Here is a 23,366-nt window from a genome sequence, read left to right on the forward strand (position 1 = left end):
GGTTCACCTCTTGCTCTTGATGGCTGTGCCGAGCACTTGCAGGTACGACACCAGCGCGTCCATCTCGGTCTTGCCCTTGAGGCTGGCTACGGCGCCGCTGATGTCGTCGTCGGTGTACGGCACGCCGAGGGTGCGCATCACTTTCAACTTGGTCTCGGTGTGGCTGCTGTCGACCTGGGCGGTGACCAACCACGGGTAGGCTGGCATTTTCGACTCCGGCACCACATTGCGCGGGTTGTACAAGTGCGCGCGGTGCCAGTCGTCCGAGTAGCGTGCGCCGACGCGCGCCAGGTCCGGACCGGTGCGCTTGGAGCCCCACAGGAACGGGTGGTCCCACACGCTCTCGCCGGCGACCGAGTAGTGGCCGTAGCGCTCGGTCTCGGCGCGGAACGGGCGGATCATCTGCGAGTGGCACTGTACGCAGCCTTCGCGGATGTAGATGTCACGGCCTTCCAGTTGCAGCGCGGTGTAGGGTTTCATGCCTTCCACCGGCTTATTGGTCACGTCCTGGAAGAACAGCGGGACAATCTGGGTCAGGCCGCCGATGCTCACGGCGAGCACCATCAGCAACATCAACAGGCCGACGTTCTTTTCAATCGTTTCGTGTTTCATCTCAGACTCCTCAGGCCAGCTGCGCAGTGGTGGCGGCTTCGACTGGCTGCGCCGAACGCACGGTGCGCCACGTGTTGTAAGCCATCAGGAACATGCCGCTGAGGAACACCGCACCGCCCACCAGCCGCACGATGAAGCCTGGGTGGCTGGCCACCAGGGTTTCGACGAAGGAGTAGGTCAAGGTGCCGTCTTCGTTGACCGCACGCCACATCAGGCCCTGGGCGATGCCGTTGACCCACATCGAGGCGATGTAGAGCACGGTGCCGATGGTGGCCAGCCAGAAGTGCGCGTTGATCAGGCCGAGGCTGTACATCTGCTCGCGACCGAAGACTTTCGGGATCATGTGGTACAGCGCGCCGATGGAGATCATCGCCACCCAGCCGAGGGCGCCAGCGTGGACGTGGCCGATGGTCCAGTCGGTGTAGTGGGAGAGGGCGTTGACGGTCTTGATCGCCATCATCGGGCCTTCGAACGTCGACATGCCATAGAAGGCCAGCGAGACGACGAGAAAGCGCAGGATCGGGTCGCTGCGCAACTTATGCCAGGCGCCCGAGAGCGTCATCATGCCGTTGATCATGCCGCCCCAGCTCGGGGCCAGCAGCACCAGCGACATCACCATGCCCAGCGACTGCGCCCAGTCCGGCAGCGCGGTGTAGTGCAAGTGGTGGGGGCCGGCCCAGATGTACAGGGTGATCAGCGCCCAGAAGTGCACGATGGACAAACGATAGGAATACACCGGACGCTCGGCCTGCTTGGGCACGAAGTAATACATCATCCCCAGGAAGCCGGCGGTGAGGAAAAAGCCTACCGCGTTGTGCCCATACCACCACTGCACCATGGCATCCGTCGCACCGCCATAGAGGGAGTAGGACTTGGTCAGGCTGACCGGGATTTCCAGGTTGTTGACGATATGCAGGATGGCCACGGTGATGATGAACGCACCGAAGAACCAGTTCCCGACGTAGATGTGCTTGGTGTTGCGCTTCATGATCGTGCCAAAGAACACGATGGCGTAGGCGACCCAGACGATGGTGATCAGGATGTCGATCGGCCACTCCAGCTCGGCGTACTCCTTGGAACTGGTGTAGCCCAGTGGCAACGAGATGGCGGCCAGGAGAATGACAAGCTGCCAGCCCCAGAAGCAGAACGCGGCGATTTTCGGCGCGAACAGCTGCGCCTGGCAGGTGCGTTGTACCGAGTAGAAGGAGCTGGCGAACAGCGCGCAGCCACCGAAGGCGAAGATCACGGCGTTGGTGTGCAACGGGCGCAGGCGGCCGAAGCTGGTCCAGGGCAAATCGAAGTTGAGTGCAGGCCAGACCAATTGGGCGGCGAGAAAAACCCCGAGCCCCATGCCGACGATGCCCCACACCACCGTCATAATGGCGAATTGGCGGACCACCTTGTAGTTATAGGCGGTACTTAAAGTAGTGTTCATGGTTCCCCATCCACGGTTCAACCCAAGCAAATGCGGCACTTGGGCTGGAGTTATAGGCAGACTAAAAAGCGAGGCAAGCATGGGCAAAGAGCACAAGGCCAGTATTGACGGGGATCAATGGGCGCAGTGTGTGCGGGAACGGGGCTGGTTGTGGGATGCCGCATCGACTGCTGCGAAGGGCGCGCCGGTGACGTTGATCCTTGCCCACGGCGCCGGCGCACCGATGGACTCAGGCTTCATGGACGACATGGCTGCACGCCTTGCCGGGCATGGCGTGAACGTGTTGCGCTTCGAGTTTCCCTACATGGCCCAACGCCGGGCGGACGGCGGCAAACGCCCGCCGAATCCGGCGCCTAAACTGCTGGACGCCTGGCGCGAGGTGGTTGCCGAGGTGCGACGTCATGTCGCTGGGAAACTGGCGATTGGCGGCAAGTCCATGGGCGGGCGCATGGCCAGTTTGTTGGCCGATGAAGTGGGCGCCGATGGGTTGGTGTGCCTGGGGTATCCATTCTATGCCGTGGGCGAGCCGGAGAAGCCACGGGTCGAGCACCTGGCTGGGTTGAAGACGCCGACCTTGATTGTGCAGGGCGAGCGCGATGCCCTGGGCAATCGGGCGACGGTGGAGGGGTATGTGTTATCGCCGAGCATCGAGGTAATGTGGTTGGTGGCGGGGGATCATGACTTGAAGCCATTGAAGGCGTCGGGGTTTACGCATGAGCAGCATTTGGCGGCTGCGGCGGTGAAGGTCGCTGAGTTTCTCGGCGCCTGTTAGGGACCCTTCGCGAGCAAGCCCGCTCCCACATTTTGATGTGTGAATGCATTCAAATGTGGGAGCGGGCTTGCTCGCGAAAGCGGTCTACCGGTTAAACCGCTCCACCAGCGAATACTGGGTATTCGCCGTATGGGTCAGCTCTTCACTCAACTGCGCCGAGTTCATCGCCTGTTCCGACGTCTGGTCCGCCAGCAATGCAATGGTGCTGATGTTACGGCTGATCTCTTCGGCCACTGAGCTTTGCTCTTCAGTCGCGGCGGCGATCTGGGTGGTCATGTCGGTGATGTGCGCCACCGCTTCGCTGATTCCCACCAGCGCCTGATCCGCCTCCATCACCCGCGCCACGCCTTCTTCGGCCTGGCGATGCCCGGCGTCCATGGTTTGCACGGCGGCAGCGGCCGTCTGTTGCAGCTTGGCGATCAGGGCATGGATCTGCCCGGTCGATTCAGCGGTGCGCTGCGCCAATTGACGGACTTCGTCAGCAACGACCGCAAACCCACGGCCCATCTCGCCGGCACGCGCGGCTTCAATGGCGGCGTTGAGCGCCAGCAGGTTGGTCTGGTCGGCAATGCCTTTGATCACATCGACCACGCCACCAATTTCATCGCTGTCCTTGGCCAGTTGGGTGACGGTCACGCCCGTCTCGCCCACGGCCACCGACAGACGCTGGATCGCTTCGCGGGTTTCCCCGGCGATATCGCGGCCGCGACCGGTCAGGCGATTGGCTTCCTGGGTGGCATCGGCGGTGCGCTGCACATGGCTGGCGACTTCCTGGGTGGTGGCCGCCATCTGGTTGACGGCGGTGGCCACCTGTTCGGTCTCCACGCGCTGGCGTTCCAGGCCGCTGGAGCTGTTATGCGCCAGGGTGTTGGACTGCGCGGCCTGGTCGTTGAGGTGTTCGGCCGTATCCTGCAAGCGTGTGAGGCAGGTTTTCAGGCGTGCTTCCTGGCTGAGGATCGACATTTCCAAACGCGCCTGGGCGCCCCGGCTGTCGGTGTACATCTGCGCGATCAATGGGTCGGAGGTGGTCTGCTCGGCCAGGCGCAGCAGGCGCTTGAGGCCGCGCTGTTGCCAACTCAGGCCCAGCAGGCCCAATGGCACTGACAACCCCGCCGCCAGGGCAAAGCCCCAGTGGGAGTTGAGCGACGCACCGATCATGAAGCTCAATTGGCTCACCAGGATAAACGGCAGCCAGTCCTGCAACACCGGCAGCCACTTGTCGCGCTGGGGGATCGCCGACTTGCCCTGGTTGATGCGGCGGTAGAGCGCTTCGGCGCGGCGGATCTGCTCGGCAGTGGGCTTGATGCGCACCGATTCGTAGCCGACGACCTGATTGCCTTCGAAGACCGGCGTCACGTAGGCGTTGACCCAGTAGTGATCACCGCTCTTGCAGCGATTCTTGACAATGCCCATCCATGGCAAGCCTTGTTTGAGCGTTGACCACATGTGCGCGAACACCGCCGGCGGAACATCCGGGTGACGCACCAGGTTGTGCGGGGCACGCACCAGTTCGTCGCGGGAGAACCCACTGATCTCGACAAAGGCGTCGTTGCAGTAGGTGATCACGCCTTTGGCATCAGTGGTGGAGATCAACCGTTGCTGAGCGGGGAAGGTACGTTCGCGCTGGGTAACGGGTTGGTTATTACGCATGATTGTTCAATCCGCAAGGCTTTCAAGGGGTATCGGCAAGAACGGCGGTTTATTTAACTTAAATTTGCAACAATCGCGCTGTCCATGCAGGAACGGGGTCACCCGGTCAGCATCGGGTACGTAAACAAACCGAAGTGAAGCAGATTCAAACCAAAGTGCGTCGCCACCGCCGCGCCCAGGCCGCCAAAGCGATAGGCCAGGCCATAACCCACCCCGGCGATGCTCGCCAGCAGCACCCAGTGCCAGCCCGCGCCGAGGTGCACCAGGCCGAACAGCAGTGAGGCCAGCAGCAGCGCCAGGTTCTCGCCGTAAGGCAGGTGTTTGAAGCGCTGGCTCAGGCCGCCCTGGACATACCCACGGAACAGGGCTTCTTCGACCAGCGTCACCAGCAGCAGGTTATTGAGCACCCACAGCCAGGCCTGTTCGGGCCATTTCGGCGCCCAGGTGATCATTCCCAGCAAGGCTGCACCGCCCAGGGCGGCGATGGCGGTGAGGGTCAGGGCCAGGGCCGCCACGCAGATGGACAGGCGTAGCGAGCGCCGCGCCACAATCCACGGGCAGGCCAGCAACAGCCAGAAGCCAATCAGCGGTTTGTCCTGGTTCAGGTACATCGAGAAGGGCACGGCATCGTCGGTGAAGCGTTGCGGGGCAATGCCGCGGCCATTGTAGAAACCCGGCAGCCAGTGCATCGCCAGGCTCAGGGCCAGTACGATAAACAAACCGTGGCCGACGTAGCGCGCCCAAGGCGTGCGCTGCTGGCGGACGGCGTACCCGGCGAGCAACAGCAGGGCGATAGACACCCATGCCAGCGCCCCCAGTTGCCCGTAGGCCAGGGCCAGTCCATAGCCGATGGAAAGAAGCACCAGGTACAGCCAGGGCAATGCGATCATGAGAAATCCTTGGAAAAAACTGGGCGGCATTATAGCGACGCGCCCTGCAGGACCCACATGAAAACTCCTCCACCCAGGGTGATTGCAAAACCTATCCACGGCTGGTTATAGTCCGAGCCTCTTCATCCCTTCACACAAGATCAGCCCATGCCAGCTCTCCAGCGCATAGCGGTAGTCGATTCAGCGGTCAGCGCCGTGGTCGTGCCGTGCGGGGAAAAGCAGCCTGCGCAGATCAGTCACTACCCCCCACCTGTCAGTAGCACGCCGGTGTACGCAGTCGTATCACCGCCGGGTGTTGGCATTTCGGGCTGATCAGCGAATCGCTGTTCCCGTCTGCCCGCCTGAAAAAAACCTACTGAGTTTCAGCGTCTGCTGAATTGGCTTTCTTGCCTGATGACAGGTGGTAACCATGTCTGTTCTTTCGAAACAATCCGTGGCCGCGGCGGCCTCGACGAGCCTGTTCGTCCTGCTGTGGAGCAGCGGGGCGATCTTCTCCAAATGGGGCCTGGCCCACGCGTCTCCCTTTGCGTTCCTGTTGATCCGCTTTGCCATTGCCCTTGCAGGTCTGGTGGTGCTGGTACCGATCCTCAAGCTGAAACTGCCGCGCCCCGGCAAGCCCCTGCTGTATGCGGCGGCGACCGGGTTGGTGTTGTTGGGGGCTTATCAGATTTTTTATCTGCTGGCCCTGGACCTCAACGTCACCCCCGGCGTGATGGCAACCCTCATGGGCGTGCAGCCGATCCTCACCGTGGTGCTGATAGAACGCCAGCGCTCGCTGCGCCGCGTGTTCGGCCTGGGCCTTGGGTTGGCGGGGCTGATCATGGTGGTCTACCAGGGCATCGGTTTATCCGGCATGTCCCTGGCGGGCATGCTGTTCGGCCTGCTGGCCCTGGCCAGCATGACGTTGGGTTCGATCATGCAGAAGCGCATCACCGACAACCCCCTGGGCACGCTGCCGGTGCAATACCTGGCAGGGCTGGTGATGTGCTCGGTGTTCGTGCCGTTCCAGCCGTTCCACTTTGAGCACGCCAGCGGTTTTTACCTGCCCGTGCTGTGGATGGGGTTGGTGGTGTCGTTGCTGGCCACGCTATTGCTGTACCGCCTGATCGCCCGAGGCAACCTGGTGAATGTCACCAGTCTGTTTTACCTGGTGCCGGCGGTGACGGCGGTGATGGACTACCTGATCTTCGGCAACAAGCTCGCGATGCTGAGCCTGCTGGGGATGGGGTTGATCATCATCGGGTTGGTATTTGTCTTCCGCAAGGGCTGATACACCTCCCTGTAGGCACCCGGCTTGCCGGCGATAGCGTCCGCAAGAACGCCATCACCGGCAAGCCAACCGCCTACAGGGGTTTTTTCGGCCGCAACACCAGCCACAACGCCCCTGCAATCAACACCCCGCCATACAGATGCGCCATCGACAACGGCTCATCCAGCAGCAATGCGCCCCACAGCACGCCAAATGGCGGAATCATGAAGGTCACGGTCATCGACTTGACCGGCCCGATGGACGACAGCAATCGGAAGTAAAGAATGTAGGCAAACGCCGTGCATACCAGCCCCAACCCCAGCAGCGATAACCACACCTGCCACCCACCCCAACTGGCGGGCGGCTGGCTGATGGCGCTGTAGGCAAAGAACGGCAGCAGGAACAACGTAGCCCCGAGCATGCTGCCCAGGGCTGACAGGCGACTGTCCAAACCACCACGCTGATCCAGCCAGCGCCGTGCGAGGAACCCGGCAAAGCCGTAGCACGTGGTCGCTAGCAAACAGGCCAGCGCGCCCATCAACAATTCCAGGTCAAACGCTACCGGCCCCGCGCGGGTCAGCACACCCACGCCCAACAGCCCCAGGCATACCCCGGCGACTTTCGACGGGGTCAGGCGTTCGCTGAAGAACAACCCGCCAATCAGTACACCCATCAACGGCGTGGTCGCATTGAAGATCGCCGAGTAACCCGCTGGCAGCACTTGGGCGGCCACCGAATACATGGTCGCCGGAATCCCGGAGTTGATCACCCCCAAGAGCAGTACCGTCTTGAACTTGCCCTGGAAATCCCAGCTCACCCGCATCATCGCCAGGATCACCAGCAACCCGGCGGCGGCAATCGACACGCGGAAAAACGCAGTCGGTACCGTGCCAATCTCCGGCGCGATGATTCGCATGAACAGGAAGCTCGCGCCCCAGATGGCGGCGAGCCCCAGCAAGTACAAGGTGTCGACAGGTCTCACGGAGCACTCCTCTATCAATAAGGCGGCGAGTGTTGCACGCCGCTTTCACTGATTACAGGACAAACCGCGTCACCAGCCCATTCAGGTCCACCGCCAGGCGTGACAGCTCCTGGCTGGCGGCCGAGGTCTGGGTGGCGCCGGCGGCGGTCTGGGTGGACAGGTCGCGGATGTTCACCAGGCTGCGATCCACATCGCGTGCCACCAGCGCCTGCTGCTCGGCGGCGCTGGCGATCACCAGGTTGCGCTGGCTGATCTGCGAGATGGCGGCGGTGATTTTTTCCAGGGCATTGCCGGCGCCGTTGGCCCGTTGCAAGGTCTGGCCGGCGTGTTCGGCGCTGCTGTTCAGGGCGTCGACGGTGTCTTGGGTACCGCGCTGGATACCGGTGATCATCTGCTCGATTTCTTCGGTGGAGTCCTGGGTGCGTTGCGCCAGGGAGCGCACTTCATCGGCCACCACCGCAAAACCACGCCCGGCCTCACCCGCGCGGGCTGCCTCGATGGCGGCGTTGAGCGCCAGCAGGTTGGTCTGCCCGGCGATGCCACGAATCACTTCCAGCACCTTGCTGATGTCCTGGGCCTGGACTGCCAGGCCTTCGGCCTTGTTGGAGGCGCCGAGCACTTCGTCGACCAGGTTCTGGATCGAGCTGATGGTTTCGCTGATCTGGTAGTGGCCGTGCTTGCTGTCCTCGTCGGACGCCTGGGACGCCTCGGCGCTGGACACTGCATTGCCCGCGACTTCGTCCACCGCCGCGCTCATTTCGGTCACGGCGGTGGCGGCCTGTTCGATCTCATCGTTCTGCGCCTGCAGGCCACGGGTGCTTTGTTCCATCACCGAGCTCATTTCTTCGGCCGCCGACGCCAGTTGCTGCGCCGACTCGCTGATGCCACGGATGGTGCCCTGCAATTGCGTCTGCATGGTGGCCAGGGCCGTGAGCAATTGGGCGGGTTCGTCCTTGCCGTCGACAGTGATCGGCTGGCTCAGGTCGCCGCCGGCAATGGTGCGTGCCACGATCAGGGCCTGGCCCAGCGGGGCAGTGATGCTGCGGGTCAGCAGCCAGGCGAGCAGCAAGGTGGCGATCAGTGCGAAGACGATGATCAGGCCGACGATCCACTGGGCACTGGAATACATCTGCGCCGCCGAATCCGCCGCCGCTTCGACGCCGTTCTGGTTGAACACGATCAGGTCTTCCAGGCTCTGGTTGAGGACCGTGCCTTGGGGGGCGAGGCGGCTGGTGAGCAGGTCGATGGCGTCTTGTTGCTGATCCTTGTCCACCAGGGCGATCATCTGGTTCACGATGGCGAGGTAGGTGGTCACATTGGCTTTCAACGTGTTCAGCAAGTCGCGCTCGGCCTCACCGCTCAGCAAGGTTTCGTGGCGCTCCAGTAGCCCTTGCAGTTCAGTACGCTGGCGGGTAAGCAGGGCTTTGCTGGTGTCGCGCACCCGCGACTCGTCAGTCGTCGCCAGGCGCAAGGCCTCCAGGCGGATGCTGGCCACGTAGGCCGCGCTGTCGTGGATGTTCTCGATGCTCGGCATCCACGATTCTTCGATGACCAGCGCGCTTTGCCGCAGCTTGGCCATCTGGCCCAGGCCAAACATCCCCACAATCACCAGCAAGCTGGCCAAAACCGCAAAACTCAGACTGGCACGCAGGCCGATCCTCATGTTCCTCAATGACATCTCAATGCTCCTTAGGCGATTAGAACCTGCTCCCGGATCGGTCTTCTGACCTTGTTAGGGTGGGAGAGGGCGCGCTATATATCAAAGTGCCATCAAGGAGGTAATCAGGGTTTCCCTTAGTTGGATCCAAAGTCTTGGGTGGACCATCAAGGCCGACAGGGCGGCCAATTCGCTTGCCCAACCGGCCAGGGCCCGCCGTTAAGGGCGTGCAGGAGCACCCCGGTAATACTCAAGGGTACATTTATTGACCGGGTGGTCGAATTACAAGCATTGAAAATAAATCTACGAAATGAACGAACTTGTACAAGGTCGTACAAAAAATGATCCTTCTCCTACCCCGACACACTGGCTAAGCTCAGGGCTTCCAGATGCCCGCAGAGGTTTCCCGCATGTCGCAGTCCGCCCTCGCTGTCGCCCAGATGATCCTCGATGGCTTCGACGATTACCGTGAGCACTTCCGCCAGATCACCGACGGCGCCCGCGAGCGTTTTGAAAAGGCCCAGTGGCAACAGGGCCAGGCAGCGTCTGCGGCACGGATCAACCTCTACGAAGAAAAAGTCAGCGAAGTCACCGCGCGCCTGCGTGAGCACTTCGACGGCGCCGCGTTACTCGACATTGAGGTGTGGCCGCTGGTGAAAAGCGCCTACATTGGCCTGATTGACCTGCGCTTCGACGATGAGTTGTCGGAGACCTGGTACAACTCGATCTTCTGCGGCCTGTTCAGTCACGACCTGATCAGCGACGGCTGCATGTTTGTCCACACCACCCGGCCCAGCCTGCGCCGCGCACGGGCAGCACAGACGCGCACCTACACGCCTACCGGGAAAATCCCGGAAATGCTCGTGCAGATCTTTGCCGACTACCGTTTCAGCGAACCCTACGCGGACCTGGCCGTCGACCTGAATCGCCTCGAAAGCCAGCTGCGCGAAAGCCTGCCGGACTGGGTGTGCAAGGACCCGGACCTCAAGGTCGAGCTGTTTTCCTCGGTGCTCTACCGTAATAAAGGCGCGTACCTCGTAGGACGCATCTACACCCGCGACGAACAATGGCCGCTGGTGATTCCGCTGTTGCACCGTGAAGGGCAGGGTATCCAGATCGATGCGCTGATCACCGATGAAGCCGATGTGTCGATCATCTTCTCGTTCACCCGTTCTTACTTCATGGTCGACGTACCGGTGCCGGCGGAGTTCATCGGCTTCCTCAAGCGCATCCTGCCGGGCAAGCACATCGCCGAGTTGTATACCTCCATTGGTTTCTACAAGCACGGCAAGTCGGAGTTCTACCGCGCGCTGATCAACCACCTGGCTACCACCGACGATCAGTTCATCATGGCCCCTGGCGTACGGGGCATGGTCATGAGCGTGTTTACCCTGCCGGGCTTCAACACGGTGTTCAAGATCATCAAGGACCGTTTTTCGCCGTCGAAAAACGTTAACCGCGCCACGGTGATCGAGAAATACCGCCTGGTTAAAAGCGTCGATCGCGTCGGGCGCATGGCCGACACCCAGGAGTTCGCCGACTTCCGTTTCCCCCTGAGCAAGTTTGAACCGCAGTGCCTGGCCGAGTTATTGGAAGTGGCTGCCGGTACCGTCGAAGTGGAAGGCGATACCGTCCTTATCCGTCACTGCTGGACCGAACGGCGCATGACCCCGCTCAACCTCTACCTCGACAATGCCAACGCCGCCCAGGTGCGCGATGCCCTGGAAGACTACGGCCTGGCGATCAAGCAATTGGCGGCGGCGAATATCTTCCCCGGCGATATGCTGCTGAAGAACTTCGGCGTCACTCGACACGGCCGCGTGGTGTTCTACGACTACGACGAAATCTGCTTTCTCACCGAAGCCAACTTCCGCCATATACCGGCACCGCGCACCCCCGAGGATGAAATGGCCTCCGAGCCCTGGTACTCCATCGGCCCGCTGGACGTGTTCCCCGAGGAATTCCCGCCGTTCCTGTTCGCCGACGCCGGCCAGCGCAAGCTGTTCGATGAGTTGCATGGCGAGCTGTACAACGCCGATTACTGGAAGGGCCTGCAGGAGGCGATTAGGGCGGGGAAGGTGATTGATGTGTTTCCGTATCGGCGCAAAGAGCCCGCCCGCCCTTGAGGGGCGAGCGGGCCTTGTGCGCGAAAAACATCAACGTCGCACTTGCGGTTGACGCTAGGCACCGCCCTTGCGGTTTTCTGTGCGTATGTCTTTGAACCAGGCGTCCGTTCGACCCATGGCAGTCAACTGGTCCGTGACGTTGCTTGCACGATTTCGGTCGGTTGGGTTGGTGCCATTGAGCTGAACGTCACGCGCTTGTTTGTACAGCGTCCCCATGTGTTGATTAATCGCTTTATCGAGTTTTTTGTCTTCCCTGGAATGCTTCAGCATGGTCAGCGGATTTTTGCTTTCAGGGCGGGACTCGAGATTGTCGATCCGTTTTTTCATCAAGTTGATGGTCGGCTCATAAACCGTTTTAGGCAGGGCCGAACTCGGGAAGTGGGTGGGTAGGTTTTCCAGGGTATCTTTGTTTAACCTCGTCTGATGGAGCTGTTTTTGTTTGTCAGCGCTCAACGCGGAAAAGGGTTGTTTGTTGACGAGTGATGCCGATGCGCCAGAGCTGCTGGAGGTCTGCATCCAAGAACCTCGAGATGAACTGGATTCAGGCGCAATGCTCTGGTATTTGTCCGCGTAGCGGTTAGACGCGTTGCTGTAGCGGAGGGAGTCAATTGGCATTCGAGATCCTCATAGTTAGAAGCAGTCGTCTCGGCAAAGGCTGCCGAGTCAAAGGCCGCTCATAAAATTCATTCCTCGTACTGCCTGGCTTGTAGAGTGGAAGTTGGAGATTCTATTTGCCCTCAGGTTGGTTGCCGGCTCCGAAGAGACTTGGCTGCGGGCGGGCGCAGAAGACGGCTTTTCGGAATAGGCCGGAGCGAACTCATAGCGCGGCGGTGGCAACGTGCCTGTCGAGCGCGGTTGGGCCCGCATGGCGTCCTGGTAGTTCGGCAGGCGCGAGGTGACAGAATCGATTGGCATAATAAGCTCCGCTTTCAAAGGGGGGATGTTCTGATTGGCCAGACGTATCTGGAGACTTATTGAAGCCTGACTCCCTCACCCATCAAATCGGACTTTCGCTTTTCAACAGTACGAATGGGGCCCTAAGCGTTGTAGTAAAAGTCGCTATGGCGGTAGGCGCAGCAACCATCGCATCGTGATGGAGCGTCTCCGAACGTGTGGAAATCTGCGACAATCCCCCGATCCAATCGATTAATGCTGTGCAGGCCTCACCTGCCTTACCCAAAAGACTTTTGCCGACCTGATGACCGACCAAGCGCCCACTATCGACCAACTTCTCAAAAACCTCGATCACGCCATGCTCGCCGACCGCCACCGCTTGCGTCGGCAGCTGCTTGAGCTGCGCAAGAAGCCCGACGAGGAAAAGCTGGCGCAGTGGGTCGCGCGCATGCAGGCGTCCTGTGCCCAGGTCACGGCGCGGCGTGCCAGCCTGCCGGTGATTCGCTACGACGACAGCCTGCCGATTGCGGCCAAGCGCGATGAGATCAAAGAGGCACTGAACAAGCACCAGGTGCTGATCATTGCCGGTGAGACCGGTTCGGGTAAAACCACCCAGTTGCCGAAGATCTGCCTGGAAATCGGTCGTGGCCAGTTCGGCCTGATCGGTCACACCCAGCCACGCCGTATCGCCGCACGCAGCGTGGCCAGCCGGGTTGCCGAGGAGCTGGCGACACCGCTTGGCGCGCTGGTCGGCTATCAGGTGCGCTTCGAAGACCAAAGCGATTCCAACACGCTGATCAAGCTGATGACCGACGGTATCCTGCTGGCGGAAACCCAGAACGACCGCTACCTGGAACGCTACGACACGATCATCGTCGACGAAGCCCACGAACGCAGCCTGAACATCGACTTCCTGCTGGGTTACCTGAAAACCCTGCTGCCGCGTCGCCCGGACCTGAAGGTCATCATCACCTCGGCGACCATCGACCTGGAGCGCTTCTCCAAGCATTTCGACGATGCGCCCATTGTGGAAGTGTCGGGCCGTACCTTCCCGGTGGACACCTGGTACCGACCGCTGACCCTGGAGCAGGACGAAGAGGGCAACCGCGTCGATGATGACTTGACGGTTGACCAGGCGATCCTTGCCACCCTCGACGAAATCGCGGCTTATGAGCGCAGCGAGCGACGCAGCCCCGGCGATGTGCTGGTGTTTTTGCCGGGTGAGCGCGAGATCCGCGATGCCGCCGACATGCTGCGCAAGGCCCAGCTCAAGCACACCGAGATCCTGCCGCTGTACGCACGCCTGTCGCCGGCCGAACAGCAGCGCATTTTCCAGTCCCATCCGGGCCGGCGCGTGGTGCTGGCGACCAACGTCGCGGAGACCTCGCTGACCGTGCCGGGCATTCGTTATGTGATCGACAGCGGTACCGCGCGCATCAGCCGCTACAGCTACCGCGCCAAGGTGCAGCGCCTGCCGATCGAGGCGATTTCCCAGGCCAGCGCCAATCAGCGTAAAGGCCGCTGCGGTCGGGTCGAGCCGGGGATTTGCATCCGCTTGTACAGCGAGGAAGATTTTATCGGCCGTCCGGAGTTCACCGACCCGGAAATTCTGCGCACCAACCTCGCTGCCGTGATCCTGCAGATGCTGCACCTGCGCCTTGGCGAAATCACCGACTTCCCGTTTATCGAGCCGCCGGACGGCAAGGCCATCAGCGACGGTTTCAACCTGCTGCAAGAGCTGTCGGCGGTTGACCGCAACAGCCAGCTCACCCCGCTGGGCCGTCAGTTAGCGCGCCTGCCGGTAGACCCGCGCATGGGCCGCATGTTGCTCGAAGCGGCCAAGCTCGGCAGCCTGCAGGAAGTGCTGATCGTCGCCAGCGCCATGTCGATCCAGGACCCACGCGAGCGCCCGCCGGAGCGCCAACAGGCCGCCGACCAGGCTCATGCTCAATGGAAAGACCCGGATTCGGATTTCGCCGGCTTGGTCAATCTATGGCGCGGTTTCGAAGAGCAGCGCCAGGAACTGACGGCCAGCCCGCTGCGTAACTGGTGTCGCAAGAACTTCCTCAATTATCTGCGCCTGCGCGAGTGGCGTGATTCTCATCGTCAGTTGAGCCTGATCTGCCGCGACATGCAGTTGACGGTCAACAAAGAGCCGGCGGACTTCCCGAAACTGCACAAGGCGGTGTTGTCCGGCCTGCTCAGCCAGATCGGCCAGAAGACTGAAGACGGCGATTACCTTGGCGCGCGTCAACGGCGTTTCTGGATTCATCCCTCGTCGGGCATCGGCAAGAAGCGTCCGCAATGGTTGATGACCGCCGAGTTGGTGGAGACCACCAAGCTGTATGCGCGCATGGTCGCCAAGATCGACGCCGACTGGATCGAGCCGCTGGCCGGGCACCTGATCAAGAAAAACCACTTTGAGCCCCACTGGGAGAAGAAACGCGGCCAGGTCGTGGCCTTTGAGCAGATCACCCTGTTCGGGCTGATCGTGGTCGGCCGTCGCCCGGTGCATTACGGGCCGATTGACCCGGTGGTGTCCCGCGAGTTGTTTATCCGCGAAGGCCTGGTGCGTGGCGAGATCCAATCGCGGGCTAAATGCCTCACCGCCAACCAGCAGTTGCTGGAGCAACTCGACGAACTGGAAGCCAAGGCGCGCCGTCGCGATATCCTGGCGGATGAAGAAACGCTGTTCGCCTTCTACGATGCGCGTTTGCCGGCGGAGATTCACCAGACCGCGACCTTCGACAGCTGGTACAAGGTCAACAGCCAGAAAGACCCGCAATTGCTGATCATGCGCGAGGAAGACGTGCTGGTCCGCGAGGCCAGTGAAGTCACCGCCGCGCATTACCCGGACACCCTGCACCTGGGCGACCTGGAACTGGCGTTGAGTTACCACTTCGAACCCAACCACCCGCGTGACGGCGTGACCCTGCGCGTGCCGGCACCGTTGCTGCCGGCGCTGCCGCCCGAGCGCCTGGAGTGGCTGGTGCCCGGGGTGATCGAAGCCAAGTGCATCGCCCTGGTGCGCAACCTGCCCAAGGCGCTGCGCAAGAATTTCGTGCCGGTGCCGGACTTCGTCAAGGCCGCCCTACAACGCATCGAATTCGGCCAGGGCTCGTTGCCCCAGGCGCTGGGCCGCGAGCTGCTGCGCATGACCGGGGCACGGGTCAGCGATGAGGCCTGGAACGAAGCCGCGCAGCAGGTCGAAAGCCACCTGAAGATGAACCTGGAAGTGGTCGACGGCCAGGGTAAGTTCCTCGGCGAAGGCCGCGACCTGGCTGAGCTGACGGCGCGGTTTGCCGAGGCCAGCCAGGCCGCGCTGGCCGTGCCGCAGACTGCGAAAAGCCAACAGCCGGTGGAAGCCAAGGTATTTGCGGCGGTGGCCGAAAAGACGCAGCAGAAGATCGCCGGGCTGTCGATGACGGTGTACCCGGCGCTGGTGGAAGACAATGGCACGGTCAAGGAAGGGCGCTTCTCCACCGCCGCCGAGGCTGAATTCCAGCATCGCCGTGCGTTGCAGCGCCTGCTGATGAAGCAACTGGCGGAACCGGCGAAATTCCTGCGCGGCAAATTGCCGGGCCTGACCGAACTGGGGCTGATGTACCGCGAACTGGGGCGTATCGATGCGCTGGTAGAAGACATTCTGCTGGCCAGCCTCGACACGTGCGTGTTGGAAGGCGAAGCCAGCCTGCCGCGTGACGGCGCCGGTTTGGCGGCCTTGGCCGAGCGCAAGCGCGGCAGTTGGACAGAACACGCCGAACGGCTGGCGCGCCTGACCCTGGAGGTGCTGAAACTCTGGCACGGCTTGCAAAAACGCTTCAAAGGCAAGATCGACCTGGCCCAGGCCGTGGCGTTGAACGACATCAAGCAGCAGTTGAGCAACCTGGTCTACCCAGGGTTTGTGCGGGAAACGCCGGCGCAGTGGTTCAAGGAGTTGCCGCGTTACCTCAAGGCCATCGAGTTGCGCCTGGAGAAATTGCCCAGCCAGGTGCAAAAAGACCGGGTGTGGAGCGGCGAACTGGGCGGTCTGTGGACGCAGTATGAAAACCGTTTGAAAAAACATGCCCAGGAAGGCAAGCGCGATCCCCAGCTGGAGCTGTATCGCTGGTGGTTGGAGGAATATCGGGTGTCATTGTTTGCCCAGCAGTTGGGGACCAAGGTGCCGATTTCCGACAAGCGCCTGAGCAAGCAATGGAGCCTGGTAGAGGCCTGAACCTTTCCCGGTTTCCCAGGCGAGGCAGGTCCAGTGTAGGCGCGGGCTTGCTCGTGATGCGGCCATTCAGTTGACACCTGCGTGACTGAAGCGCCGCTTTCGCGAGCAAGCCCGCTCCCACATTAAAATGGGCTCATCTGCGAGATGGCGCCAAATGCCGGGGTTTGTGGCAAACTTCGCGGTTATAAATGCCGGGATCGTCGTGAAGGGCTGCGACGCGATGGAATAAAGCGATGCCAGTTTGGTGTCCGCGGTGCGGAATCGGACTACTTACAGTTTGGTACGACGGTACCAATATCTTCTGCCTGACAGATTTAGAGGAACGACCGTGCATAACGTCGTCATCAGCGGCACTGGCCTGTACACCCCGGCCAACAGCATCTCAAACGAAGAGCTGGTGCAGTCTTTCAATGCCTACGTGCATCAGTTCAACAGCGACAATGCCGACGCCATCGAGCGCGGTGAAGTGCAGGCGCTGACTGAATCCAGTGCAGCCTTCATCGAAAAAGCCTCGGGTATCAAGAGTCGCTTCGTGATGGACAAAGACGGCATTCTCGACCCTCAGCGCATGACCCCACGCCTGCCCGAGCGCAGTAACGACGAGTGGTCGGTACTCTGCCAGATGGCCGTCGGCGCCGCTGAACAAGCCTTGCAACGCGCCGGCAAGACCGCCGCTGACATCGACGGTGTGATCGTCGCCTGTTCCAACCTGCAGCGCGCCTACCCGGCCATCGCCATTGAAGTCCAGGAAGCCCTGGGCATCGAGGGTTTTGGATTTGACATGAACGTGGCGTGTTCCTCGGCCACCTTCGGCATCCAGAATGCCGCCAACAGCATCCAGCTGGGGCAGGCGCGGGCGATCCTGATGGTCAACCCGGAAGTCTGCACCGGTCACCTGAACTTCCGCGACCGCGACAGTCACTTCATCTTTGGTGACGCGGCCACTGCCGTGGTCCTGGAGCGTGCCGACCTGGCGACCTCCAAGCATCAGTTCGACGTGGTAAGCACCAAGCTGCTGACCAAGTTCTCCAATAACATCCGCAATAACTTCGGTTTCCTCAACCGCACTGCGCCAGAGGGTGTCGGCGCGCCAGACAAGCTGTTCGTACAGGAAGGCCGCAAGGTGTTCCGTGATGTGTGCCCGATGGTGGCTGAGCTGATTGGCGTGCACCTGGAAGAAAACCAGCTGAACGTGGCCGATGTGAAACGCTTCTGGCTGCACCAGGCCAACCTGAGCATGAACCACCTGATCGTGAAGAAACTGCTGGGCCGCGAAGCGTCGGTGGAAGAAGCACCGGTGATCCTCGATACCTACGCCAACACCAGCTCGGCGGGGTCGGTGATTGCGTTCCACACCTACCAGGATGACCTGCCCGAGGGCTCCATTGCGGTGCTCAGTTCGTTCGGCGCGGGTTACTCGATCGGCAGCGTGATCCTGCGCAAACGCTGATCGAGCGGGTTAACACCGTCAAGTGTGGGAGCCGGGCTTGCCGGCGATGCAGGCACCTCGGTCTGTCAGTCAGGTCAAGGTGATGCCATCGCAGGCAAGCCAGCTCCCACATCGATTGCATTCCCACAGTGGGATTGAGGTAGACATGGCAGCAGCGGACGACGCGCACCTGCTTGAACGGCTGCTCCAGGGTGAGCAACGGGCCTTCAAGGAGCTGGTCACCACCTACCAGAGCGCCATGCGGGCGGTGGCCTATGCCATCGTCGGCCAGCGCCACGCCGATGAAGTCGTGCAGGATGCGTGGCTGTCGGTGGTGCGCAACCTGGCCAAGTTCGAAGGGCGTTCCAGCCTAAAGACCTGGCTGCTGACCATTACCGCCAACGCCGCCAAGGGGCGCTACAAGCAGAATCGACGCGAGGTATTGCTCGACGACCTGCCTTCGCCCCATGGCACGATCGGCGATGATCGCTTCACCCCCGACGATGGGCACTGGGCGGTAGCGCCCTACGCCTGGCACCAGGACACCCCGGAAGCCCTGCTGACCGAGGATGAGCTGCGTAAATGCCTGGAGCATACGTTGCTGAGTCTGTCGGCGTTGCAAAGCAGCGTGCTCGTGCTGCGTGAACGCCAGGGCCTGGAGTTGGAAGAAATCTGTAATCTTCTGACGCTGTCGCTCTCCAATGTCCGTGTGCTGTTGCATCGAGCACGGCTTAAAGTCTTCGCGACGGTGGAGCATTTTGAGGAAACGGGCGAATGTTGACCTGTAAAGAACAAGTGGCACGTTCCAGTGACTATCTCGATGGGCAACTGACCTTTCGCGAGCGTCTGCTGGTGCGTCATCACTTGATGTTTTGCCCGAACTGCCGGCGCTTTATCCGTCAGATGCGCCTCATGCAGGCAACCCTGAAGATCATGCCGGACGAGCCGGTAGAGGGTGTGGATGCCCTGGCGCAGCGGCTGGCTGCCGAGCGGCTCAAGGATCACAAAGGCGGGGAATAACCAGGCTCGCGTGGGGGGAGCGGACGGATGATGGGGACCGGCCCACCCACGCAAGGCTGTAAGGAAGCAGCTTCAAGCGGTTAGCTCCAAGCTGCGAGTGGCCTGCTCTTCCTTGAAGCGTGTAGCTTGAAGCGTTCAGCGGTCTTTCTTAGAACTTCGCTTCTGCGTCCAACTGCAGGGTATTGGCGTTGGCATCGCGATAGCCAGTGGCGCTGGCGTAGTCCGCTTTGGTCAGGAAGTATGTGGCGCCGATGGCAAAGTTCTTGTCGATGTCGTAACCGACTTTGAACTTGTGACCGCGTGCACCGGTAAAGCCGCCGGCGAAGTCCGAGTCGGTGAAGGCACCCACCACCGCATACCGTTGTACATCGCGGTAGTTGTAGTCCAGGTTGAAGCCGAACACTTTGGACTTGGCACCGAGCAGCCAGGCGGTGTCCTTGTCTTTATCCGTGGCCTTGGTGTTTTGCACGTACTGGCCATAGAACGACAACGGAACAGCCAGGCCGCCGATATCCACTTGGCTGAAGCCTTCGTACAGGCGGTACTCGCTGGCATTGCCGGCCGTTGTATTCGCCACTGTTTCGCTTGGGGTCAAGCAGCCAGGCGTGGTGCCGGTGGTGGTCGGGCAACGGCTGTCTTCATCGTTCTGGAAGGCATAGACGCTGCCGCCCAGGGTCAGCTTCAGATTGTCGGTCAGCGAGAAACGAGACCCCAACTGGCCGGCGGTCATGCGCAGGTCATTGCGAAACTGCACGCCGTCGCCGTTGACGTTGTCCTTGAGGCTGTAGTTACCCAGGCTGCCGAACAGCTCGGCGCTGCTGCCCAGTGGGTATTTGTAGGTCAGGGCCAGGCCTTCCGGGTTGATATCGCTGTCCCAGATCACGTCACCCATGCTGACCCAAGGTTGCAGCATCTTGCCGCCGATCACGTGCAGGTTCTTGATTTGGGTCGGGTGGTAGTCGATGTAGCCCAGGTCCAGCCAGATCGACTTCTTGTTGAAGTAGCCATCCAGATCCTGGTTGGTGGAGCGAGCGTCGTCACTGCTGCCGGTGGCGACACGAATGCCAGTGTCGACTTGCGAGTTGATCTCGGTGAACGCGCCCAGGCGGGCACGGATACGCTCGCGGTCCTTGTCCTTGCCGCCATTGTTGGGGGTGCCGTCGATCTTGATGGTCTCGTGGCGGAAGCGCACGTCGCCCTTGAGCTGGGTCTTGGCAGCCCAGGCCAGCTTCTGGTCGAAACTGCTCAGCTCATTGGTTTTCTTCGCGGTGGCCGCGATCTGTTCGTTGGTCTCTTGTTGAGCTTGCCGTGCGATCTGCTGTTCTTTCTGGTCTTTGGCCAATTCACTTTGCAGTTCGGTGTACTGCGCAGCGGTGATCTGGCCGTTGGCCTTGAGCATGTCGAGCAATTTAGCGTCGACTGCAGCGCTGGCTGGAACGCTCAGGGCCAGTAGCAGGCCACCGCACAGGACCGCCGCAGTTTTAGTGGAAGCAAGACGCATATCAATCTCCGAAAGTGAGGAGGGATGGCAGACCATCCAGGACACAACCGACCGATGACGGACGGAAAAATAACCACCTGCTAGAACCAGGCGCTCTAAAAACAGGCGTCAGTATCACGACCGTTTATGACGACGCAGTGGCGAAGTGATGTCATCTACATGACAAATTTTTCATGTTCGGAACTATTGTTTTAGAGCCTTGTCGCGCGAAACGGGGGTGTGCGATGTCCGGCGATCAGCGATACTCGCCAAGCTTTCACGCCCTGAAGTAGTGAGGATGCCGATGCCGTTGCAACGCCTGGACAGCTTGTCCGAAATCGCCCCGCAGGCCTGGGATGCCTTGGTGCCACAGGCCCAGCCGTTCGTGCGCCATGCCTTCCTGAGTGCCTTGGAAGACAGCGCCAGCCTGGGCCCGCAATCGGGCTGGCAGCCTGAGCATCTGTTGCATTGGGAGGGCGATCGGCTGGTGGCAGCGTTACCCAGTTATCGCAAGTGGCACTCTTACGGCGAGTATGTGTTCGATCACGCCTGGGCCGATGCCTGTGAGCGTGCCGGTATCGACTATTATCCCAAGCTGCTGACGGCGGTGCCCTTCAGCCCTGTGAGCGGTCCGCGTCTGTTGGCCGCCAGTGCTGATGAGGGTTTCGAGCTGCTCAAGAGCCTTCCGGGCTACCTGGAGATCGAAGGGCTTTCCAGTGCCCATATCAACTTCACAGATGACCTGGCCGACGCTGCACTGGCCCAGCAACCGGGTTGGTTGCAGCGCCTTGGTTGTCAGTTTCACTGGCAGAACCGTGGCTACCGCGACTTCCAGGACTTCCTCGACGCCCTGAGCTCTCGCAAGCGCAAGCAGATGCGCAAAGAGCGCGAACAGGTGGCGGGGCAGGGCATCGATTTCGAGTGGCTGCAAGGCCATGAGCTGAGCGAAGCGCAATGGGACTTTGTCTACGCCTGCTACGCCAACACCTACGCTGTGCGCCGCCAATCGCCCTACCTGACCCGCGCGTTTTTCAGCCTGCTGGCCGAGCGCATGCCCGAGGCGATCCGCGTGGTGCTGGCCAAACAAGGCACACGCCCGGTGGCCATGGCCTTCAGCCTGATCGGTGGCGACAGTTTCTACGGCCGCTACTGGGGCTGCCTGGCCGAGTTCGACCGCCTGCACTTCGAAACCTGCTTCTACCAGGGCATGGACTACGCCATCGCCCACAGCCTGCAACGCTTCGACGCGGGCGCACAGGGCGAACACAAGTTGATTCGCGGGTTTGAACCGGTGATTACGCGGTCGTGGCACTACCTGCGCCATCCGGGGCTGAAGAATGCCGTTGAGGATTTCCTGGAGCGCGAGCGGATTGGGATCGCGGCATATGCCGAGGAGGCGAGGGCAGCCCTGCCTTATCGGCAGGGCTGAGTCCACCGGTCGGGTAGCGCTTTCCTGAACGGCTGAGATCGCTACCCTGTATGTACAAAAGTACATACAGGATGTGCCATGTTATTTGAGTGGGATGAGTCCAAAAATAAAGCCAATATTGTTAAGCACGGCATCGATTTCAATGACGTCCCAGATATCTTTAGGCACCCAATGCTGGCCTTACGCGATGATCGAGCGGATTATGGCGAGGAGCGTTGGATTAGTATTGGCTGGATCAAATTGTTAATGGGTGTGGTCGTATACACCGAGCGACGTGGTGACGTGATCCGTATCATCTCCGCCCGAAAAGCAACCAAGAAGGAGGCCAAATATTATGACGCAAACATCGAAAACTGATTGGGAGCGCTTGGCCAAGATGAATGATAAAGAGATCGATACCAGCGATATTCCTGAGCTGGATGCCGATTTTTTCCGGCATGCAGAGTTACGTGTTCCAGTGAAGCAGGCGGTCACTATCCGGCTGGATGCTGATGTACTGGAGTGGTTCAAAGGTCAAGGGTCTGGTTACCAGACGCGTATCAACCAGCTATTGCGCCAGTACATGCAGGCCCATCAAGGGTGAGAGTCCGCCCTATGAGGGCAGCCCTGCCTTACCGGCAGGGCTGAACCCGTTTTGCCTCAGCCTGGCGCCTCCTCGCCCAGCCAACGGTAGGTGAGACCACCGGTTACCGCGCCGAGCATCGGCGCGAGCCAGAACATCCACAATTGCTGGATCGCCCACCCGCCGACGATCAGTGCCGGGCCCGTACTGCGGGCCGGGTTGACTGATGTGTTGGTGACGGGGATGGAGATCAGGTGGATGAGTGTCAGCGCCAGCCCGATTGCGATGGGCGCGAGACCCGGTGGGGCGCGACGGTCGGTGGCGCCGAGGATGATCAACACGAACATGGCAGTCATCACCCACTCAGTGACAAACCCCGCCGCCAACGAATAACCGCCCGGCGAATGTTCGCCATAGCCGTTGGACGCCAGGCCTGATGCCAGTTCGAACCCCGGTTTGCCGCTGGCGATGAAATACAACAGCGCAGCGGCGATGGTGCCACCGACGACCTGCGCCACGATATACGCCGGTAACTCCCTGGCCGGAAACCTTCCGCCCACGACCAGCCCCACCGATACCGCCGGGTTGAGGTGACATCCGCTGATATGCCCAATGGCGAACGCCATGGTCAGCACTGTGAGCCCGAACGCCAGGGCTACGCCCAACAACCCGATCCCGACTGCGGGAAATGCTGCGGCCAACACCGCACTCCCGCACCCACCCAACACCAGCCAAAACGTACCCAGCCCCTCTGTGATTGAACGCTTGAACAAAGACATGCAGCCCGTCCTTGATAGATCGCTCTACCCAATCAGTAAATCAGTGATGCTCCCTGCAGATTTACTTCAGCGCCCGTCTGGGCACTGCACTGATTACAGCAGGGTTGGGGCACAAATCCAGGGCATGAAAAACGCCAGGGCTCTTTGGATCAGGGCGACTGGCGCAAATCAAGTGGTGGGAGCT

General features: G+C 60.9%; 19 protein-coding genes. 10 read left to right on the forward strand and 9 right to left on the reverse strand.

From position 1 onward, the window contains the following. Positions 1 to 3: 3 nt before the first annotated feature. Both ccoO and ccoN read right to left on the reverse strand, forming a co-directional pair. The gene (gene ccoO / locus CQ002_RS10585; RefSeq protein ID WP_034108140.1) at positions 4 to 612 is read right to left on the reverse strand and encodes a cytochrome-c oxidase, cbb3-type subunit II; all 609 of its coding nucleotides are present in this window, start codon (positions 610 to 612) and stop codon (positions 4 to 6) included. Between the two features lie 10 nt (positions 613 to 622). Further along, a complete protein-coding gene (gene ccoN / locus CQ002_RS10590) occupies positions 623 to 2,047 on the reverse strand; it encodes a cytochrome-c oxidase, cbb3-type subunit I (protein ID WP_034108138.1) in 1,425 nt (474 codons plus the stop codon). 79 nt (positions 2,048 to 2,126) lie between these two features. Between ccoN and CQ002_RS10595 the strand changes: the two genes are divergently transcribed. Further along, the gene (locus CQ002_RS10595; protein ID WP_105162677.1) at positions 2,127 to 2,819 is read left to right on the forward strand and encodes an alpha/beta family hydrolase; all 693 of its coding nucleotides are present in this window, start codon (positions 2,127 to 2,129) and stop codon (positions 2,817 to 2,819) included. An 84-nt stretch (positions 2,820 to 2,903) separates the two neighbouring features. Here the strand turns inward: CQ002_RS10595 and CQ002_RS10600 are convergent, their stop codons facing one another. Together CQ002_RS10600 and CQ002_RS10605 are read right to left on the reverse strand one after the other, a co-directional pair. Next, complete coding sequence (locus CQ002_RS10600; protein ID WP_034108134.1) at positions 2,904 to 4,469, reverse strand: PAS domain-containing methyl-accepting chemotaxis protein; 1,566 nt, start codon at positions 4,467 to 4,469, stop codon at positions 2,904 to 2,906. Positions 4,470 to 4,567: 98 nt separating this feature from the next. Next, positions 4,568 to 5,359 (reverse strand): CPBP family intramembrane glutamic endopeptidase, encoded by a 792-nt coding sequence (locus CQ002_RS10605; protein WP_105162676.1) that lies wholly within the window; start codon positions 5,357 to 5,359, stop codon positions 4,568 to 4,570. Positions 5,360 to 5,768: 409 nt separating this feature from the next. Here CQ002_RS10605 and CQ002_RS10610 point away from each other — a divergent pair, with 409 nt between their 5' ends. Next, positions 5,769 to 6,629: a DMT family transporter gene (locus tag CQ002_RS10610; protein ID WP_034108130.1), complete on the forward strand. Its 861-nt coding sequence runs from the start codon at positions 5,769 to 5,771 to the stop codon at positions 6,627 to 6,629. 73 nt (positions 6,630 to 6,702) lie between these two features. On the opposite strand, the gene CQ002_RS10615 is transcribed toward CQ002_RS10610, so the two are convergent. Then, positions 6,703 to 7,590 carry a DMT family transporter gene (locus tag CQ002_RS10615; protein ID WP_034108128.1) on the reverse strand — a complete coding sequence of 296 codons (888 nt, stop codon included), beginning with the start codon at positions 7,588 to 7,590 and terminating at the stop codon, positions 6,703 to 6,705. Between the two features lie 52 nt (positions 7,591 to 7,642). Then, positions 7,643 to 9,268 carry a methyl-accepting chemotaxis protein gene (locus CQ002_RS10620; protein ID WP_034108127.1) on the reverse strand — a complete coding sequence of 542 codons (1,626 nt, stop codon included), beginning with the start codon at positions 9,266 to 9,268 and terminating at the stop codon, positions 7,643 to 7,645. A gap of 389 nt (positions 9,269 to 9,657) precedes the next feature. Here CQ002_RS10620 and aceK point away from each other — a divergent pair, with 389 nt between their 5' ends. Next, positions 9,658 to 11,373 carry a bifunctional isocitrate dehydrogenase kinase/phosphatase gene (gene aceK / locus CQ002_RS10625; RefSeq protein ID WP_105162675.1) on the forward strand — a complete coding sequence of 572 codons (1,716 nt, stop codon included), beginning with the start codon at positions 9,658 to 9,660 and terminating at the stop codon, positions 11,371 to 11,373. Positions 11,374 to 11,427: 54 nt separating this feature from the next. Here the strand turns inward: aceK and CQ002_RS10630 are convergent, their stop codons facing one another. Beyond that, entirely contained in the window at positions 11,428 to 11,988 is a 561-nt protein-coding gene (locus tag CQ002_RS10630; RefSeq protein WP_069077978.1) for a hypothetical protein, read from the reverse strand. Positions 11,989 to 12,571: 583 nt separating this feature from the next. Here CQ002_RS10630 and hrpA point away from each other — a divergent pair. The 4 genes from hrpA (at position 12,572) to CQ002_RS10650 (ending at position 18,932) form a co-directional block, all read left to right on the forward strand. Beyond that, entirely contained in the window at positions 12,572 to 16,483 is a 3,912-nt protein-coding gene (hrpA, locus tag CQ002_RS10635; RefSeq protein WP_105162674.1) for an ATP-dependent RNA helicase HrpA, read from the forward strand. A 328-nt stretch (positions 16,484 to 16,811) separates the two neighbouring features. After that, complete coding sequence (locus CQ002_RS10640) at positions 16,812 to 17,933, forward strand: beta-ketoacyl-ACP synthase III (RefSeq protein WP_034108123.1); 1,122 nt, start codon at positions 16,812 to 16,814, stop codon at positions 17,931 to 17,933. A 145-nt stretch (positions 17,934 to 18,078) separates the two neighbouring features. Continuing rightward, positions 18,079 to 18,693 (forward strand): RNA polymerase sigma factor, encoded by a 615-nt coding sequence (locus tag CQ002_RS10645; RefSeq protein WP_034108122.1) that lies wholly within the window; start codon positions 18,079 to 18,081, stop codon positions 18,691 to 18,693. After that, positions 18,687 to 18,932: an anti-sigma factor gene (locus tag CQ002_RS10650; protein WP_049712065.1), complete on the forward strand. Its 246-nt coding sequence runs from the start codon at positions 18,687 to 18,689 to the stop codon at positions 18,930 to 18,932. The genes CQ002_RS10645 and CQ002_RS10650 overlap by 7 nt, the downstream gene beginning before the upstream one ends. Positions 18,933 to 19,080: 148 nt before the next feature. On the opposite strand, the gene CQ002_RS10655 is transcribed toward CQ002_RS10650, so the two are convergent. Next, complete coding sequence (locus CQ002_RS10655; RefSeq protein WP_105162673.1) at positions 19,081 to 20,433, reverse strand: putative porin; 1,353 nt, start codon at positions 20,431 to 20,433, stop codon at positions 19,081 to 19,083. Between the two features lie 283 nt (positions 20,434 to 20,716). On the opposite strand from CQ002_RS10655, the gene CQ002_RS10660 reads away from it, so the two are divergent. The 3 genes from CQ002_RS10660 (at position 20,717) to CQ002_RS10670 (ending at position 22,424) form a co-directional block, all read left to right on the forward strand. Next, on the forward strand, positions 20,717 to 21,841 hold the full coding sequence (locus CQ002_RS10660; protein WP_105163156.1) for a GNAT family N-acetyltransferase: 1,125 nt from the start codon (positions 20,717 to 20,719) through the stop codon (positions 21,839 to 21,841). 78 nt (positions 21,842 to 21,919) lie between these two features. Next, a complete protein-coding gene (locus CQ002_RS10665) occupies positions 21,920 to 22,198 on the forward strand; it encodes a BrnT family toxin (protein ID WP_034108117.1) in 279 nt (92 codons plus the stop codon). Then, positions 22,176 to 22,424, forward strand: coding sequence for a BrnA antitoxin family protein (locus CQ002_RS10670; protein ID WP_034108115.1), 249 nt, complete (start codon positions 22,176 to 22,178; stop codon positions 22,422 to 22,424). Before CQ002_RS10665 ends, CQ002_RS10670 begins: the two co-directional genes overlap by 23 nt. Before the next feature lie 56 nt (positions 22,425 to 22,480). Here the strand turns inward: CQ002_RS10670 and aqpZ are convergent, their stop codons facing one another. Continuing rightward, complete coding sequence (aqpZ, locus tag CQ002_RS10675; RefSeq protein WP_034108114.1) at positions 22,481 to 23,182, reverse strand: aquaporin Z; 702 nt, start codon at positions 23,180 to 23,182, stop codon at positions 22,481 to 22,483. Positions 23,183 to 23,366 lie beyond the last annotated feature (184 nt).

Origin of the sequence: Pseudomonas sp. MYb13, assembly GCF_002980075.1 — a bacterium.
Lineage (GTDB): Bacteria > Pseudomonadota > Gammaproteobacteria > Pseudomonadales > Pseudomonadaceae > Aquipseudomonas > Aquipseudomonas lurida.

Coding starts and splice junctions, on each gene's coding strand:
- ccoO (WP_034108140.1), bottom strand. CDS start 612: ATGAAACACGAAACGATTGAAAAGAACGTCGGCCTGTTGATGTTGCTG.
- ccoN (WP_034108138.1), bottom strand. CDS start 2,047: ATGAACACTACTTTAAGTACCGCCTATAACTACAAGGTGGTCCGCCAA.
- CQ002_RS10595 (WP_105162677.1), top strand. CDS start 2,127: ATGGGCAAAGAGCACAAGGCCAGTATTGACGGGGATCAATGGGCGCAG.
- CQ002_RS10600 (WP_034108134.1), bottom strand. CDS start 4,469: ATGCGTAATAACCAACCCGTTACCCAGCGCGAACGTACCTTCCCCGCT.
- CQ002_RS10605 (WP_105162676.1), bottom strand. CDS start 5,359: ATGATCGCATTGCCCTGGCTGTACCTGGTGCTTCTTTCCATCGGCTAT.
- CQ002_RS10610 (WP_034108130.1), top strand. CDS start 5,769: ATGTCTGTTCTTTCGAAACAATCCGTGGCCGCGGCGGCCTCGACGAGC.
- CQ002_RS10620 (WP_034108127.1), bottom strand. CDS start 9,268: ATGTCATTGAGGAACATGAGGATCGGCCTGCGTGCCAGTCTGAGTTTT.
- aceK (WP_105162675.1), top strand. CDS start 9,658: ATGTCGCAGTCCGCCCTCGCTGTCGCCCAGATGATCCTCGATGGCTTC.
- CQ002_RS10630 (WP_069077978.1), bottom strand. CDS start 11,988: ATGCCAATTGACTCCCTCCGCTACAGCAACGCGTCTAACCGCTACGCG.
- hrpA (WP_105162674.1), top strand. CDS start 12,572: ATGACCGACCAAGCGCCCACTATCGACCAACTTCTCAAAAACCTCGAT.
- CQ002_RS10645 (WP_034108122.1), top strand. CDS start 18,079: ATGGCAGCAGCGGACGACGCGCACCTGCTTGAACGGCTGCTCCAGGGT.
- CQ002_RS10650 (WP_049712065.1), top strand. CDS start 18,687: ATGTTGACCTGTAAAGAACAAGTGGCACGTTCCAGTGACTATCTCGAT.
- CQ002_RS10655 (WP_105162673.1), bottom strand. CDS start 20,433: ATGCGTCTTGCTTCCACTAAAACTGCGGCGGTCCTGTGCGGTGGCCTG.
- CQ002_RS10660 (WP_105163156.1), top strand. CDS start 20,717: ATGCCGTTGCAACGCCTGGACAGCTTGTCCGAAATCGCCCCGCAGGCC.
- CQ002_RS10665 (WP_034108117.1), top strand. CDS start 21,920: ATGTTATTTGAGTGGGATGAGTCCAAAAATAAAGCCAATATTGTTAAG.
- CQ002_RS10670 (WP_034108115.1), top strand. CDS start 22,176: ATGACGCAAACATCGAAAACTGATTGGGAGCGCTTGGCCAAGATGAAT.
- aqpZ (WP_034108114.1), bottom strand. CDS start 23,182: ATGTCTTTGTTCAAGCGTTCAATCACAGAGGGGCTGGGTACGTTTTGG.